Below are 16,241 nucleotides of genomic sequence, written 5' to 3' on the forward strand. Positions count from 1 at the left end.
CAGGGGTGGACCCGACCACCCGCCGCCGACGGCGTTCACCGCTGTCCGGGACGCGCCGGATCGAGGCTTCGTCCCGTCCGGCGCGTCGTCACCGGAGGTGTCAGAGGACCGCGTTGGCGGCGGCACCCGGGAAGTCCGTGCTGTACGCCAGGTCCTTGCCCGCGTCGAACTCCGCCCGGAGCTGTTCGAGCTTGACGCCGATGCGCCGCTGGGCGTCGCTGCCCAGGACGACCCAGTGGGGCGGCTCCGGCGCCGTCGCGACCTGCCGGATCGCCTCGGCGGCCCGCTCCGGGTCACCGGGGAACATCTCCGGGGTGAGGCTGCCCATCATCCCGCGGAAGGCGCCGGCCGTGTCGGCGTAGTCCGCGATGGCCTCGCCGGAGGCCTTCGTCCGGTTCTCGATGCCGGTACGGAAGGAACCGGGCTGGATGATCATCGCACGCAGCCCGATGGGTTCGATCTCCTGCCACAGCGCCTCGGTGAAGCCCTCCAGCGCGAACTTGCTCGACGAGTAGAACCCGTTGGCCGGGAGACTGGCCAGGCCGTCCATGGAGGAGACGTTGACGATGGTGCCGCTGCGGCGTGCGCGCATGCCGGGCAGCACCGCGCGGGTGAGGGCGACCGCGCCGAAGAAGTTGACCTCGAACAGCCGCCGGTAGTCGCTCTCCTCCTGCTCCTCCAGGGCTCCTATGAAGTCGATCGCGGCGTTGTTCACCAGGATGTCGATGCTTCCGAAGCGCTCCTCGGCAGCACGCACCGCGGCCACGCGGTCCGCGGGATCGGTGACGTCGAGGCGGACCGCGAGCGCGGTCTCCGGGTAGCGGGAGGCCAGCTCGGTGGTGGCCTGCGTCGAGCTGGCGGTCGCCACCACCTGGTCGCCGTTGGCCAGGACGTGTTCGGCCAGGGCCTTGCCCAGTCCGCTGGAGGCGCCGGTGATGAGCCAGGTTGTGCGAGACATGAGGTGATCTCCTTCGGGGAGTTGGGAGTGGTGACAAACGTGTCGAAGAGGTGAAAACGGGTGTCGCGTGGTTCGGAAGTGGGTGTGAGGGAGGAGCGGCCGACGACGGATGCCGCGGTGCGCCGGCCGAATCCCACGAGGAGGGTGGAGGGACTACGAGGGGAAGTCCGCCGCACCGCTGGCCGCGGCCCATTTACGGGTTTCCGCGGCGCGCGCCTCGCCCGCTTCCAGCGCCATGACCACGGACTGGGCGCCGAGCAGGAGCCTGCGCGGCGGGTCGTCGTCGCCGACGACCTCGATGAGGACCTGCGCGGCACGGACCGGGTCGCCGGGCTGGGTGCCGTTGTTCTCGGCCCGGTACGTGTTCATGGCGCCGACGGTCTCCTCGTAGTCAAAACCCACGGCATGCAGTTCCATCGACGAGCCCTGCCAGTCCGTACGGAAGGCGCCCGGCTCGACGATGACGACCTTGACCCCGAACGGGGCCACCTCGTTGGCGAGGACCTCGGAGAAGCCCTCCACCGCGAACTTCGCGCTCTGATAGGCGCCCATGCCCGGGGTGCCGCCCACGCGTCCGCCGAGGGAGGAGAACTGTACGAAGATCCCCGAGCGCTGCTCGCGCAGCACCGGAAGGGCGGCCCGGGTCACGTTGACGACTCCGAAGAAGTTCGCCTCGAACTGCGCGCGGAAGTCCTCCTCCGCCATCTCCTCGATCGGCCCGCTGTTGGCGTAGCCGGCGTTGTTGACGATCACGTCCAGGCGGCCGAAGGTTTCGACCCCGGCCCGGACCGCGCGCCCGGCTGCCGCGACGTCGGTGACGTCCAGGGCCACCGCCAGCACCCGGTCGCCGTAGCGGGAGACCAGTTCGGCAAGCTGCTCCGGCCGACGGGCGGTGGCCACCAGCCGGTCACCGGCCGCCAGGACCGCTTCCGCGAGAGCGCGCCCGAATCCACGGGACGCGCCGGTGATCAACCATGTACGAGACATGTCGTGCCCTTCGATGTTCATTGGTGATGCCCCGGATGAGCGGAACGAGCCGTATATCGGCTGGTTGCCTACCAATGTCCGGGGAGATACCTCGAAAGGCGTCCGTCGTTTGACTGCGACTTGTCCGCGCGTCGACCCCACATCGCTCCCCGGTGTAAGTCATCGGACGGATCCGTCACACACCGACCCGAGGACCCGTTCCAGGGCTCACTCCGGGGCGCCCCCGGCGTCCTCCGGGCGCAGGTCGAGGAAGCTGGCGTCGGGGTCGTGGGGCTCCGGAGTGTCCGGGCGCAGGTCGAGGAAGCTGGCGTCGGGGTCGTGGGGCTCCGGAGTGTCCGGGCGCAGGTCCAGAAAACTGGCGTCGGGATCGTGGGGCTCCGGAGTATCCGGGCGCAGGTCCAGAAAACTGGCGTCGGGATCGTGGGGCTCCGGAGTATCCGGGCGCAGGTCGAGGAAGCTGGCGTCGGGATCGTGGCTCACCATGGGCGGCGGCACGGGGCCGGGAGCGGTTTCGCTGCCGTGATCCTTGCCGAGGGCGGCCAAGTGATGGTCGATCACTTCCTCCAGGTGCTCGGCCGGGGAGAGCGCGAAGCGACCCGCAGGGTTCTGCGCGGTGTGTCTGGCTCCCCATACGGCGTTGTAGGAACCGTTGGCCGCGCCCGCGACCCAGTCGCCGGACAGCCCGTAGACGCTGTCCTGCGCCCCGGCCTCCGCCATGCCCGTCAGCGCGCCGAAACCCGCGTTGAAGCCCACGACGGCACCGAACTTCGCGGAGGACTGCACGGGGCCGGGCAAGGTGGTGAGGAACGGTTTCTTCGCGAGGTTCTTCAGACCGGCCATGGCCGAGCCGCCCAACAACCCCATGCCGAAGCCGACGGGGGCTCCGACCGCGCCGTTGACCGCGGCGACGCTCAGCTCGTGCCCGTCGAGGGAGTGCCGGTGCCCCTCGCCGAGTTCGATGATCTGCGCGAGCAGGGCCATGCCGACCATGGCGACGACGGATTCGGTCAGACGCGTGAGCATGTGGGCGACCGCCTGGCGCAGGAATGCCAGACACAGCACCCTCGTGGCGATGATGTCCTCGGCGGCCTTGGCGGCTCCGCCGAACATCCACATCGCCGAGTCGATGATCAGCTGCAGAAACAGTACGACCAGTGCGCCGATGATCTCGATCCGCAGCGTCTCGATCTGCAGGGCCTCCTCTTCGAGCGCCTCCGCCGTGGCTTCGGCCGCTTCGATGAGGAGTGGCAGTACGGCGTCGGACTCGGCGGCCTCCCGACCGCCGACGAGCCGGTCCAGGAAGGCAGCGACGGCGTCCCCGCCGGCACCGGAGAGCGCTCGCGCCGACCGGGTTCGGAGGGTCTCGACCCGCTCGGCGAGGGGCCTGAGCTCGTGCGCCGTCTCGCGCCACGCCTCCGCCTCGGCCCGCAGGGCCGTCTCGTCGCCGGTCGGCCAGCGGTTGCCGGTGGTGATGAGCAGGAGATTCTGCAACGCCGGAGGAATGTGGTGCGCGTCTACCATGGTGGACAAGAACCGTTCTCAGAAGGGCATGCGATCGAACTGGGTCCGCGCCAGGAAGATCGCTTCCTCGGAAGCTCTCTGCGTCTCGTGGAAGCTGGCGCTCGCGGAACCGAGCTTCTCGGCGACGTTCCGGAACACCTCCGGCAGTTCCCGCGCACACCGGACGAGCGCATCGCGGGGTTCGGCGAAGAGGCTGCCGAACGTCTGCCCGAGCGCCGGATCGTCACCCCAGGGCGCCCGCCCGGAACGGTCGACCGCGCTCGTCAGCCTCTCCGCGATGTCACGGGCGGCCACGGCCGCCTCCTCGGCTTCCGCGATCGCCTGCGCGAGCTCCCCGAAGTCGACGACCAGGAGATCACCGTCCGAGGGGCCGCCGTGGAGCATGTCTGGCACGTGCAGGCCGGGCTGGGGAGCCGACACCGGTACGTTGCGGTAGCCGTCCGGCGGAGAAGGCACCGAAACACCCTCACCCACGGGCTGCGGCGGAGCAGGCACGATCCGACTCCTCACTGATTGCGTTGCGCCGGGACGAGCCGAGCCGGACTCTGAAACGGACGGCCGGAATCATCCACACGTACCTCGTGGCCCGGTCCGAACAGGACATCACCGTCACGGTGCTTCCCAGCCCGCCATGACGGAACCCTGACGCGCACACCCCTCGCACTGACGCGGAAATAACGCGTGGCCCCCGCTGCCCGGCCCGAGTCCCTGAACGCGAGGTGGGGCAAACGCGAAGGTGCCCACGGCGCCGTGTCGGCCGCCGCAGGCACCTTCGGTCGGAGGCGCTCCCCGGTTACGCCGGGACCACCCGGTAACTCAGCATCGGTCGCGGGAGGTTGGTCTGGGTCAGCGTGCCGGAACGCCACCCCGTGCCGGTGCAGCCGCTGCCGGAATACAGCTCCAAGGACGCGGAACCGGTGGCGATCTGGACCGAGAGGGCGGACGGGGTAAGCGCGTGACACGTGTCCTGGTCACCGAGGTCGACCTCGGTGACCACGCCCGATCCGTTGGTGCCGGAATAGAGGTACGCACCCTCCTGCAGCGGTGGCCAGCCGGCGGCGCCCGCCGCACCGGCCCCGAGGCCGATCAAAGCTCCGGCCATCGCCGCCCCGGCTGCCACGGTACGCAGTTTCACCTTGGGCATGAACATACGACCCTCCCTTTCGCGTGTGTGCCGACGAACGGATGCCGGCACGACTCGGTCGATCGAATACGGGTGCGGCAAATCTTGGCATGTTCAACCATGTTCTGGGGAGTGTCGGAACTGGTCAGATACATGTGCGCGGTGTCCGAACGGTCGGCGGTGTCGGCGGACCGGAGCAGAGACACAGGCTCCCCGCAGGCGGGCACCCGCCACTGGACCGGGACGGGTGCCCGTACGGGGCCGTACGGAGCCGTACGGAGCCGTCAGGCCCCGTACGGCCCCCCGGCTCACGCCGCGGGCAGGCTCCACTTCTGCTGTGCGGAGCCCCCGCAGGTCCATATCTGCAGCTTCGTGCCATTGGCGGAGCTGGCGCCCGTGGCGTCCAGACAGCGGCCGGACAACGCGTTGACCAGGCTGCCGTCGGTGCCCGCGGTCCACTTCTGCCCCGCACCGCCGTTGCACACCTGAAGTACCGCCGCGGTCCCGCTGGCGGTGGCGTTGTTCGCCACCCCCAGGCAACCGCCGAGGACCTGGACACTGCCGTCCGCCGCCACCGACCAGTCCTGCGAGAGGCCCGAACCACAGCCGTTCAGTTGGACGGCGGTGCCGGCGGCGTTCGTGGAACCCGAACCGGCGAGGTCGGCGCACTTGCCTCCGAGGCCGGTGACATGACCGGTCGGCACGCCCGCGGGCAACTGCCAGCGCTGGTTGTCGGAGACCGCGCAGGCCCAGATCTGCAACGGGGTGCCGTTGGCGGAGCTGGGGCCGGTGGCGTCGAGACAGGTGCCCGACTTCTTGGCGATCAGGCCGCGGCCGGTGGTCCAGTTCCACTGCTGCGCGGTGGAGGAGGCGTCGCAGTCCGCCAGCACGACCCGGGTGCCGTCGGCGGTGGCGCCGCCCTTGAGGGCCATGCACCGGCCCAGCACGCTCACCGTGCCGTCCGCGGCGACCTTCCACTGCTGGGAGGTACCTGCTCCGCAGGTGTTGAGCTGGACCTGAGTGCCGGCCGCACCGGTCGAACCCGAGCCGGCGAGGTCGGCGCACTTGCCGCCGTACCCGGAGATCCGGCCGACCGGCTGCTTCTCCTCGGGCAGCTGCCACACCTTCGCCTCGGTCACCGGGCCGCAGTTCCACAACCACAGGACCGCGCCGACAGCCGAGGAGGTGTCCTTGACGTCCAGGCAGCGGCCGGACAGGTCGTTGACGAGACCGCCGTCGGCGCCCGCGTGCCAACGCTGGGCTGCGGAACCGTCGCAGATCTCCAGGACCACCTGCGTCCCGTTGTCGGCCGTGCCTCCGCCCTCCGGCGTCATGCACCGCGAGTCGAACAGGCGCAGCGTGCCGTCGACGGCCTTCTTCCACTGCTGGGAGACGGCGGAGGAACAGGTGTCCAGCACCAGAGAGGTACCCGGCGTCTGGCTGTCGCCGTCGCTGTCCGCGCACATGCCCGCGATGCCTGTGAGGTGCCCCTGTGGACCGGCCGGGGCCGCGGGGAGACCGAACCTCTGACCGGCGGTCGCCGCGTCGCAGACAGCGGTGACCAGTGCCGTGCCCGCGGTCGTGGCGGATCCCTCGACCTCCGCGCACAGACCTGACGCCTGGTCGACGAGAGTGCCGCCGGAGCCGGCCTTCCACTGCTGCGCGGTGGATCCGTCGCAGGCCGCCAGCACCAGCGGGGTACCGGAGGCGGCGCTTCTGCCCGCAGGCATCGCGCACTTGCCCTGCACCCACAGTGAGCCGTCCCGGCCCGCGATCCACACCTGTGCGGCGCCGCCGTCGCACGCGCCGATCCGCACGGCCGTGCCGTTCGCGAGCCCGGACGCGTGGTCGACGCACGTGGCTCCGACCGCGGTGAGCGCGCCGACCGGACCGGCCGGTGCGGGGGAGACGGGGAAGTCCAGACCGACCTGCGTCCCGTACAGGTGCTTGGGGAGTTCGGCCGGTTCACCGCCCACCGCCTCGAAGGGCAGCGAGGCGGCCGGTGCGGCCTGCCGCTGGATCAGGTACCTGTGTCCGGCCACGGCGGGAAGCGTGAACTGCGCGGCGGTGGAATAGGCCACGACCGTGGAGCCGTCCGCCGCGTCCACGACACCGACGGACTGACCGGGCCACGGATTGCGGGTGACGAAGGAGGCGGTCGAGCCTGCCTCCAGCGCGACGGTGACAGGAACACCGCCCCGGGTCTGCACGTCGACCTTGGCGCCGTCGTGCACGGACACCGTGCCGTCCACGTCCCAGTCGGAGGGCACCGCCGGAGCGATCCGCAGCACCTCGTCGTAGTCCTGCACCAGCGCCTCGTTGAGCGCGGCGGTGACCACACCGGTCGTCTCGCTGTACGGTTCACGGCCGGTCAGCACGTTGTTGTTGCTGGTCAAACCCGAGGGATAGAGCTGGTTGGTGACGTTGTACAGCAGTCCGGCCTTGACGGCGTCCGCCTTGCCCAGCCTGGCCGCCTGCAGGGCGTCGAAGCTCCAGTTGGCGTCGTTGGGCCAGCGCCTGTGGTCGTAGGTCCGCACCGCGAGGTCGTGCAGCGTGCCGGAGTCGCCGATCAGCCCGTACGGCCACACCGGCTCCAGGTCCAGGTTCTCCGAATTGTGCGTCTCGGCGCCCGGTTCGGCCGACAGCGCCACCACGTCGTCGCCCCCGGAGTCCGCCGCCGGGGTGAGGACCTCGGCGTGGGTGGCGGCGTCCGTGCGGGGCAGCGGTGGAAGCTTCGCCTGCGCGGCCGTCAGCTGCGCCTGGAGATCGGCGTCCGTACCGAGCTTCTTCGCCGCCGAGACGACCACGGGGAAGAGCGCCTGCATGGCGGCGATGTCCGTGACGGGGTCCTTCACGTCCCACTGCGTCTCGTGGGCGTTGGCCCGGGTGTGCAGAAGTCCGTCGGCGCCGGTCGTGGCGTACGACAGGAGGAACTGGGCGCTCGACTTCATCAGCGGGTAGCCGTCCCGCAGGAACGTCAGGTCACCGCTGGTCCGGTACTGCTGCCACAGCGCCAGGGAGACCTCGGCACCGGTGGACACCGTCTGGGCGTTGTACGACGTCACGCTCGCCTCGCACGAAGCGTTGCCGGTACCGCCGTCGAAGTAGCCGTTGCCGTTGAACCGCATCGTCTCCGGGACGCACGCGCCGGCATGTCCCGGCATGTGCTCCTTCGTCCACGCCTCGATGTCGGCGAGGCGGGAGGTGTACAGCTCGTAGAACGGCGTATTGAGGTCGGAAACGCCCGAAGTCAGGTTGGCGGCGGCCTGCATGCGCAGGTTCCACCACCAGTAGCTCTCCGGGGACCAGTCGTGCTCGTCGCGGGTGAAGGCGAAGAGGTCCGCGACCCCGGCCTGGGTGCCGGGCAGGGAGCCCCGGTTGCTGGCGGCCGACTGGTAGAGGAAGACCGTTCGAAGGTTCTCGACGTAGGAGCCGGTGCCGTCGGCCGACTCGATCTTCATCGTGCCGGCCCGGCCCCAGAAGTCGTGCCACCAAGCAGTGTGCGCGGACCTCACGGCCGGGACCGACGCGGTCGCGTCGGTGCCCAGGTACGAGACCGCGGTCGCACCGGCGTCGCCACCGCTCCAGCGAGGAGCCGCGACCACGACTCGGAACGAGCCGTCGGCCGCGGGCCTGAAAGCGACCTGCACACTGTCGCCGTCCACCACCGACGACGTGACGTCGCGCCCGCCCGCGGTGATCCCCAGCAGGCTCCCGTAGGTGTCGCCGCTGCCGCCGCCTCCGTCGTCCCTCCACGTCTCCGCGAGGGCACCCACCGCCCCGGAGGCGGTCGCCGACGGTGAACGGCCCTCCCAGAGGTCCCCACGCACCGTCTGAGCGCTGTCCGGGGCCGCCCCGGTGACGTCGACCACCAATTCGTCACGGTCGGCACGGGTGTAGACCGTGGCCGTCATCCCACCGCCGGTCTCGGTGAGCACGCCGTCGTAGAGATCCAGACGGGCCGTGAAGTCGTCGGCTTCGGTCAGGGCCTTCAGCCCGGGGATGGTCACCCGGCCCGGGGATTTGCGGTCGGGGAAGGTGTCGCCCCGGTTGAGCTGCGCGGTGAGGCCGTCGGCGGCCCACACCGCTGCGCCCAGTGTTCCGTTGCCCAGCGGCATCGACTCGGTGGGCTCGGAGTTGGCCCTCCCGAGCACGACGTCCGACCGGTGGACGACGGCGGCCCGGTCGACCTGGAACGCACCGTCCCGCCATGCCGTCGTCGGGCCCGCCTGGGCCGCCGCACGCTGGACGGCCGACTGATCGGCGAGTGCGGGCGGGGTGAACAACCCGAGGGACAGGACGGTCACGGCACCGACCGTGAGCGCGCCCCGGCCGGCTCTGCGTCTGTGCATGAGGTCCTTCGCAGCGAGTAAGGGCTTGTCAGCGGCTGATCTGCTTTTCACATCGTGAGGACGTGGTCGGGGCGCCCCGAGTTCACGCCCGCTCCGGGGCGGACAGGCCTCCCCGGAGCAGACAGACCCGGCCCGGGGCGGACCGGGGGCCGCGGAGTAAGGCTCGCCCTCGTCTGCGTCACCGCCTTGACAGGTGACGAAGAGTCGGAGCATCCTGGGAGGGCCCGCGCGACTGCCGGACGCGATCCACGATCCCGAGGTGGAGCATGGCCATGAACGAGGAACTCACCACGGACGCCGCCGCGGCGGCGAGGCACGCGCGCTTCGGGAAGCTCCCCGAGCGCATCGGCTTCGAAGACATGACCGAGCAGGTCAGGGCAGACCCGAGCGCCGGGATCAACTCCTACGACCCCGAGGGGTCCTGGAAGTACTACTCGTGCCTGGCCCTCGACCTGGGGCTGTAGCCCGGCGGTGCGGAGCCCCTGTTCTCCAGTGGCGCACAGGGTCCGGGCGGCTCACGCTGCCGCCACCGGGGCTCCCAGCCGGGGGGCTCGGACCGGGGCGGCCCGACCGACGGGGTGAGCAGCGACCCAGCGACCCAGCGACCGAAGCGAGCGGGCCGACAACGGCCCGCAAACGGGGGAGTCGCCTCAGCGACCGAAGCACAGCGACTGCGCAATGCTTGGGTCGCTCGCTCAGTAGCTGAAGAAACTGCAGGTCAGAGAGGTGGCTTGGCATTCCCAGCGACTGAAGCGACTCAGGTTCGGTATATATAAGCCCTTCCTGTGTGCGCGTGTGCGTCATATATAGGAGGCTACAGTCGCTTCAGTCGCTGTTTTTTCTGCTCTAACGCTCTGACCAGGTCTTTTGTTCTCGACCCTCGGCCAGCGACTGAAAGCGACTCAGTCGCTGGCCTCCGCCTACGGTCGCTGGCCGGGTTCAGCGCCTGCCCTGCGCCTGGTTCTGCGCCTGACGGGACCGACACGGGACCACGCTCCCCGCACCCCCCTGCTGTGTTCGCTAAGGTATGTCCGTCATTGAGTCGCTTCGGTCGCTACCAGGGGGTGCGCATGTCCGCTGAGCTGCACTTTCAGCCGGGCGACTCACAGTGGTCCCCCCTCGGGACCCCCGCCGCCCGTCCGCTCGCCGTTGCGCGATGGTGTGCGCGCAGGGGCTGGCCGGTCCACCCGCTGGCCGCGGCCCGCAAGACGCCGGCCGCCAACTGCTCCGAGTGCCGTCGGCCCGGCCACACCCATGCGGGCTGCCCCTGCCTCACCGCCGGTCGCTGGTGCCACGGATTCCACGCGGCCACCCTCGACCAGCGCCGTATCGACCACTGGTGGGGCAGCCACCCCGACTTCGGGGTGGGGGTCGCCTGTGGCCCCGCAGGCCTGGTCGTCATCGACATCGACGCGCACGAAGCGCAGCCCCCGAGCCGCGACCGCATCCTGCCGGGCATCCCCATCGGCTCCCAGATCGACCTGACGGGCCTCTCCACGGGATTTCACACCCTCGCCGTACTGGCGGCCCTGAGAGACGCTCCCAGCCCCGCAGAGGACTCCTCGACGCTCCGGGTGCGAACGCCCTCGGGTGGTCTGCACGTCTGGTACCGCGCGGGCGACAACCGCCGCTGGCAGTGCTCCGCAGGCTCCAGCCAGAGTCGAGCCCTCGCCTGGCAGGTCGATGTCCGGGCCCACGGCGGCTACATCGTCGCTCCCGGGACCACCACCGGGGCGGGCACCTATACGGCGCTGGGAGAGACACGGCGGCCCGCCCTGCTCCCGGCCTGGCTCGCGCAGGAACTGGAACGCACCGGTCATCTGCCCGCCCCGAACATCCCCGCACCGCGCTCCGTGCCCCCGCGCGCGCAGCAGGCCGTCCTGGCCGCGGGTGGCGCCCGCGCACGCACCAGCGGCCTCCTGAGCACCGTTCTCGCCCCCGTGGAGGCGTGCGGGGCGGTCGACGAGGGCGCGGGATTCTCCGACGCGCTCAACAGGGCCGCCTTCACCCTCGGGGGCCTCGTCGCCTCCGGGCGACTCACCCAGGAGCATGCCGAAAGGGCACTCAGGGAAGCAGCCGCGGCCGTCCGCCCCGGCCAGGACCGACGCGCCGAACAGATCATCCGCAGCGGTATGGCCGCCGGACTCTCACGCCCGCTCACTCCGGGGGGCCACTCATGACCTCGCCGGGCAACGACGGCACCCTGTTCGATTTCGACGCTCAGGCCGTCGCCGAGCAGATCCGTCTCCAGCAGCCGATTCCCCTGCCTTCCCAGACGGTTTCGTCCGGAACCCACTCAGGCCCGCGAGCCACCGCCGGCGGGCTGCTTCCGGACACCCTGACCGACCGCGGCAACGCCAAACTGTTCGTCAAGCTGTACGCCCAGGACTACCGTCACGTCCCCGGTATCGGCTGGTACCGGTGGGACACCACCCGGTGGCAGATCGACGAGGACGACACCGTCCTGTGGGCCGCCGGGGACCTCGCCGAGAACATCGCATCCCATGATCAAGAAGGTCGGCACACCCCGCAGGCCCTCAACCGCCACCGCCGCCGCGCCCTGTCCACGGCCGGAATCAACGCCATGCTCACCCAGGCTCGTTCCGCCCCCGGCATGGTCCTCAACGCCACGCGTCTCGACGCCGACCCCTACGCCCTGTGCACGCCCGACGGCATCGTCGACCTGCGCACCGGCCTGGTGAAGACCCCGGACCCGAACAAGGACTTCCACTCCCGCTCCACCTCCGTCGGGCCCAGGACCACCCCGACGCCCCGGTGGACCCTGTTCCTGACCGACACCTTCGGCACCGACCCCGAGGGCGCCGAAATGATCGACTATCTGCAGCTGTTGATGGGATACGCCGTCACCGGCGACGTCGGCGGCCAGGTTCTGCCCTTTCTCTTCGGCGCGGGCAAGAACGGCAAGTCGGTCCTCCTGGACGTCCTGATGAAACTCCTGGGCGACTACGCCGACGCCGCCCCGCCCGGATTCCTCATGGCCCGACCCTACGAAGGTCATCCCACCGACCTGGCCGAACTCCACGGGCGACGTGTCATCGTCTGCAGCGAGGTCAACCCCGGTGACAAGTTCGACGAAGCCCGCGTGAAACTCCTCACCGGCGGGGACCGCATCAAGGCACGCCGCATGCGACAGGACTTCTTCAGCTTCGACCCCACCCACAAGCTGCTCCTGGTGGGCAACCACAGGCCCGAAGTCGGAACCGGCGGCTTCGCGTTCTGGCGCCGCATGCGGCTGATCCCCTTCGAGAACACCGTCCCCGACCACCGGAAGATCGACAACCTGGCGGACATCCTCGTGACCGAGGAGGGCCCCGGCATCCTGACCTGGCTCATGGACGGTGCCCGTCGCTACCTCGCGGGCGCGCGCGATCTCACGGGCCCCGGCCGCGTCCGCATCGCCACCAACGCGTACGCGGAGACCGAGGACCACACGGGACGCTTCTACGAGGAATCCTGCGTCCTGGCACCGGAACTGAGGGCCGAACAGACCGGTCTCTACAATCTCTACAAGGCGTGGTGCCAGAATGAGGGGGCACCCGCCTTGTCCTCACGAGCTTTCGCCGCCCGCACACGAGAGCTGGTGGGACTGGCCTCACCGAAACAGATGACCACGTCCAACCAGCGCAAGTACTACCCGGGTATCGGACTGCTCGCCGACCAGGAGAGGGAAGCGACCTCATGAGCTCCCTGATCACCGAGGACGAGATCCAGCACGAGACGGAGATCGTCTGGCTCGAGGACGTCACCGGCCTCGAGTACGTACGTCAGAGTCTGGACCGACTGCCCACCCGCAGAGGCAAACCCCCGTACCACCGTGACGGCCGAATGATCGGCTACGCCGTCCTCGGGCCGACCGCCAAGCCCTCCCGTGCCTCCGGCACCTTCCGGCGACGCGTCTTCTGGCTGCTGCCCCACGACCGGGACTGTGACCCCACCGGTCTGTACGCCAAGGGCGCGCCCGCGGAGGCGGTCGACCCCCGCAGCATCGAAGCCAGAGTCAAGGGCTACAAGACAGAACGCTCCGAAGGCGGCCCGCCCTCTGCGGCGATGCAGCAGCTCGGCATAACGCTTCCGCTGTGACGGCCCGGCAACCGGTGCACTCCGACCGGTTCTTGCCACTCGGCGGCGCGCGAGGGCCCAGGGGCCGAACACGAAGGTCCCGTTTTCCTCCCCGCCCTCGCCGCGTCAACGGGACGTGACACCAGACGCCTCCTGTTCGGGTGATGAATTCGGGTGATGAGGAGGACGCCTCCCATCCCGCCCCGCCCGTGGGGCGATCGCGTCGAACCGGCGAATGGCGGCGGCCGTCCGGTGCCGAACCCGGCCGTGCGGCTGTCGGCGCCCGAAGGCCCGAGGCCGAGTCGCTTCAGTCGCTGTCCGGGGCGTCGCGGGCCGAGGAGGTGTGCATCGCTGAAGCGCGCTTCTCGGACCGCGCTTCCCTCGGACCGCGCTTCCCTCGGACCGCGCTTCCCTCGGACCGCGCTTCCCGAAGACCGGCGCCTTTTCCGTGTCGGCGACCGCGATCAGGCCGGCTGATCGGGCCCGGTCCCTCGACCTGCGGAGGTCCACGGCCGCGATGGGCGCGGGAGAGTCGGCGTGAACGCTCGGCGGCTGTCCCGATGCGTACACCTCGGACCCAGAGCACACATGCCGACGCATCAGTGTGTGTGAACAACATGTTTGAACCAGGACGGTCGTACAGGTGACGTACGGTCAGGACATGCGTATCCTCTTCTCCAGCACACCCGCGCATGGACACCTCCTGCCGGAGCTGCCTCTCGCACGGGCCTTCCGCGACCGTGGCGACAAGGTGGCCGCGATCACCTCGGCCGGTTTCGGGCCCCTGCTCACTGCCGAGAACATCACCCTCTTCCCGGTGGGCCCGGAGATGCCCGAACTCCTCGCCGAGGCAGCCCGTCTCGCGGGCGTGGACGACCCCACAGTGCCCGACCCGGCCGTCGCCGCCGAACTGTTCGCCGGTGCTCGTATCGACCTCACCGCCGACGAGGCCATAGCAGCCGCACGAGAGTTTCGGCCCGACCTGATCGTCGTCGAGGCCACCGACTACGTGGGCCCGCTCGTCGCCGCCGTACTCGAAGTCCCCTACGCCAAGGTTGCGTTCGGAACGCAGATTCCGACGGAGTTCACCGACGTCTTCGACGCGGTCGCCGAGCGGCGCCACAAGGAACATGGCCTCACCGTGCCCGCTCCCACCTGGTACCTCGACCCCTGCCCCGACCTGCTCCAGAGCCCCGACCGTCGGGTGCCGCACGGCCGTCTGCCGATCCGGCCCGAGGCCCACCGAGGTGCGCGGACCGCGCAGACCCCGGAGACCACAGGCAAGGCCCCGGCAGCCCCCGACGCCCGTCAGAAGGTGCTGCTCTCCTTCGGAACCCACTTCGGCGACCCGGGTGTTCTCCGGCCTCTCATCGACGCCCTCGGTGCCGACAACGACCTGGTCGTCACGCTGGGCCTGGGCGGCGACGCAGCTGACTTCGGTGATGGTCTCGAACACGTCCGGTTCGTCGGTTTCACCCCGCTCGCCGAGCTGCTCGACGGGATCGATCTGGTCGTGTCCCACGGAGGCGCAGGCACCACCATGGGCAGCGTGGCGCGCGGGCTGCCCATGGTGATCGTGCCGCAGGGTGCGGACCAGTTCCTCCAGGCCGGCGCCGTCGCGGCGTCGAGGACCGGTGTCGCGGTCATGCCTCCGGCCGGCCAGGAGGCCGTCGCAGAGGCGGTCCGGGAAGTCGTCGGGAACCCCGAGTACCGCGCGAATGCCCGCCGCGCCGCGGCCCAGATCGCCGAAATGCCCTCCCCGGGCGAAGTCGCCGAGCAGCTGGCTGCGGCCATCGGCTGAGAACCGGCCGCGTGCCGAGTGAGCCCGTCCTCGAACCCGGGAGCGCTCACTCGGCCCTCGCGACTGCGCGGAGCGCCCTCGCCGCGGTCGGCGTCGCTAGCGCCGGCGCCCCCACACCGGTGCCGACGTCCAAAATGCGGGCCGCCTTCCCCGCCCAGCCCGCCCTGTCCGTGTACACCAAGGACGAGTGGGGCGTGAACGCGTCTCCTTCCCGGCGGACCAGGCCCGCGGCCTCCAGCACGGCGGTGCGCGCCGGATCGGACTCCAGTACACCGGCGAGCGGGTTCTCGACCGCCTCCGCGATGGTCCCGAGCATGGCCACCAGGCGACGACGAAGAGGCGGGCTCTGCCTTCACGGGTTTCGGGCAGGCCGGCCGTGGCAGAGCGTTTCTCACGGGTGCGGTGTCGCGCGGGAGGAAGGTCCGGACGCCTCTTCGGCCGGTGTGGAGGCCGCTCACTCCGCGAGGGAAGCGGAGTCCCCCATCACGACGACAGGATGCCGTGCGGGGTCGAGGGTACGTAGCAGTTCCTTCATGTGTTCCTCGGCCAGGCTCACACATGCATGGGTGGGGCCGCCGTGGTCGACGTGCAGCCAGATACCCCCGCCCTTGTCCGCGCCCAGTGGCCGGCCCCAGTCGAGCGGAGAGGTGCCCTTGACGTGGTTGTAGTCGATGGCGATCACGTAGTCGAAGGAACCGGCGAGCGGTTCGCCCGCGAATCCGGAGCCATGGGCCACGAAGGCGCCCGAGCGCGAGTACGGCAGCTTCGAGCCCGGGTCGGCCCGCAGGCCGCCCGCGTCGCTCAGGGTGAACACCCCGACAGGTGAGCGCAGGTCGTCGAGGCGGTGGTCCCGCGTCCACCCCTTGAGGGCGTTGTGGGCGGGCCAGGTCGCACCGCCCTGCCAGCCCGATGCGGTCTTGCGGTACAGCACCACATGGGACCGGGGGGAGTTTTTGCCTTCCCCGGTGACGACGACGACCTGCTCCGAGTCGGCGGGTATGCGGTGCGAGGTTCGGAGCCCCAGACCGGGAAGCGGGTCGAAGACGTCGGAGGCCGATCCTCCGTGAGCTGTCGACGGCATCGGTTCTCGCCCGGCGAGGGCACCGCTCGGCGTGGGCTGGGAGAGCGCGCCCGTCCGGTCTCCGTCTGCGGAGACCGCACCGGTCTGCGGGACCGCACCGCACGCGCCGGTGCAGAGCACGGCGGCCAGAGCGAACGCGGGGAGCGAGCGCCGGGCGCCCACCTCGCCCAGCCGACCAAGTGTCCAGCGGCCGACCGGGGTTATCCGGGTACGGCGGTGCCGGGCCGGCCTGTCGGACGAGATCATGTGGAAGCCCCCACTTCATGGAACCGACGGACATGCAGATCGATCGGACCGGCACACACATCCATGGCGAGGCCGCTGTCGGCATGTGTGTG

At 70.3% G+C, this 16,241-nt stretch carries 13 protein-coding genes; 5 read left to right on the plus strand and 8 right to left on the minus strand.

Translation table 11 applies throughout. The features are described from left to right. Window positions 1–100 precede the first annotated feature (100 nt). The 6 genes from ACFWEE_RS30655 to ACFWEE_RS30680 all read right to left on the minus strand — a co-directional run bounded on the left by ACFWEE_RS30655 (window position 101) and on the right by ACFWEE_RS30680 (window position 8,941). Entirely contained in the window at window positions 101–958 is an 858-nt protein-coding gene (locus tag ACFWEE_RS30655) for an oxidoreductase (protein WP_386894136.1), read from the minus strand. Window positions 959–1,111: 153 nt separating this feature from the next. Continuing rightward, window positions 1,112–1,945 (minus strand): oxidoreductase, encoded by an 834-nt coding sequence (locus ACFWEE_RS30660; RefSeq protein ID WP_386894138.1) that lies wholly within the window; start codon window positions 1,943–1,945, stop codon window positions 1,112–1,114. Between the two features lie 207 nt (window positions 1,946–2,152). Then, complete coding sequence (locus tag ACFWEE_RS30665; RefSeq protein ID WP_386894140.1) at window positions 2,153–3,475, minus strand: hypothetical protein; 1,323 nt, start codon at window positions 3,473–3,475, stop codon at window positions 2,153–2,155. A gap of 9 nt (window positions 3,476–3,484) precedes the next feature. Next, complete coding sequence (locus ACFWEE_RS30670; protein WP_386894142.1) at window positions 3,485–3,922, minus strand: hypothetical protein; 438 nt, start codon at window positions 3,920–3,922, stop codon at window positions 3,485–3,487. Between the two features lie 337 nt (window positions 3,923–4,259). Further along, entirely contained in the window at window positions 4,260–4,616 is a 357-nt protein-coding gene (locus ACFWEE_RS30675; RefSeq protein ID WP_386894144.1) for a hypothetical protein, read from the minus strand. A 281-nt stretch (window positions 4,617–4,897) separates the two neighbouring features. Then, window positions 4,898–8,941 carry a ricin-type beta-trefoil lectin domain protein gene (locus ACFWEE_RS30680; protein ID WP_386894146.1) on the minus strand — a complete coding sequence of 1,348 codons (4,044 nt, stop codon included), beginning with the start codon at window positions 8,939–8,941 and terminating at the stop codon, window positions 4,898–4,900. Between the two features lie 272 nt (window positions 8,942–9,213). Between ACFWEE_RS30680 and ACFWEE_RS30685 the strand changes: the two genes are divergently transcribed. The 5 genes from ACFWEE_RS30685 to ACFWEE_RS30705 all read left to right on the plus strand — a co-directional run bounded on the left by ACFWEE_RS30685 (window position 9,214) and on the right by ACFWEE_RS30705 (window position 14,822). Further along, entirely contained in the window at window positions 9,214–9,405 is a 192-nt protein-coding gene (locus ACFWEE_RS30685) for a hypothetical protein (protein WP_386894180.1), read from the plus strand. Window positions 9,406–10,011: 606 nt separating this feature from the next. After that, window positions 10,012–11,121, plus strand: coding sequence for a bifunctional DNA primase/polymerase (locus ACFWEE_RS30690; protein ID WP_386894148.1), 1,110 nt, complete (start codon window positions 10,012–10,014; stop codon window positions 11,119–11,121). Next, window positions 11,118–12,644, plus strand: a complete 1,527-nt coding sequence (locus ACFWEE_RS30695; protein ID WP_386894150.1) for a phage/plasmid primase, P4 family — start codon at window positions 11,118–11,120, stop codon at window positions 12,642–12,644. Before ACFWEE_RS30690 ends, ACFWEE_RS30695 begins: the two co-directional genes overlap by 4 nt. Beyond that, window positions 12,641–13,042, plus strand: a complete 402-nt coding sequence (locus ACFWEE_RS30700; protein WP_386894152.1) for a DUF6009 family protein — start codon at window positions 12,641–12,643, stop codon at window positions 13,040–13,042. Before ACFWEE_RS30695 ends, ACFWEE_RS30700 begins: the two co-directional genes overlap by 4 nt. A 640-nt stretch (window positions 13,043–13,682) precedes the next feature. Next, a complete protein-coding gene (locus ACFWEE_RS30705) occupies window positions 13,683–14,822 on the plus strand; it encodes a glycosyltransferase (RefSeq protein WP_386894154.1) in 1,140 nt (379 codons plus the stop codon). Between the two features lie 46 nt (window positions 14,823–14,868). On the opposite strand, the gene ACFWEE_RS30710 is transcribed toward ACFWEE_RS30705, so the two are convergent. Both ACFWEE_RS30710 and ACFWEE_RS30715 read right to left on the minus strand, forming a co-directional pair. Continuing rightward, window positions 14,869–15,138 (minus strand): hypothetical protein, encoded by a 270-nt coding sequence (locus ACFWEE_RS30710; RefSeq protein ID WP_386894156.1) that lies wholly within the window; start codon window positions 15,136–15,138, stop codon window positions 14,869–14,871. Between the two features lie 138 nt (window positions 15,139–15,276). After that, window positions 15,277–16,149, minus strand: coding sequence for a hypothetical protein (locus ACFWEE_RS30715; RefSeq protein ID WP_386894158.1), 873 nt, complete (start codon window positions 16,147–16,149; stop codon window positions 15,277–15,279). Window positions 16,150–16,241 lie beyond the last annotated feature (92 nt).

This window comes from Streptomyces sp. NPDC060184 (assembly GCF_042728795.1).
Taxonomy (GTDB): domain Bacteria; phylum Actinomycetota; class Actinomycetes; order Streptomycetales; family Streptomycetaceae; genus Streptomyces.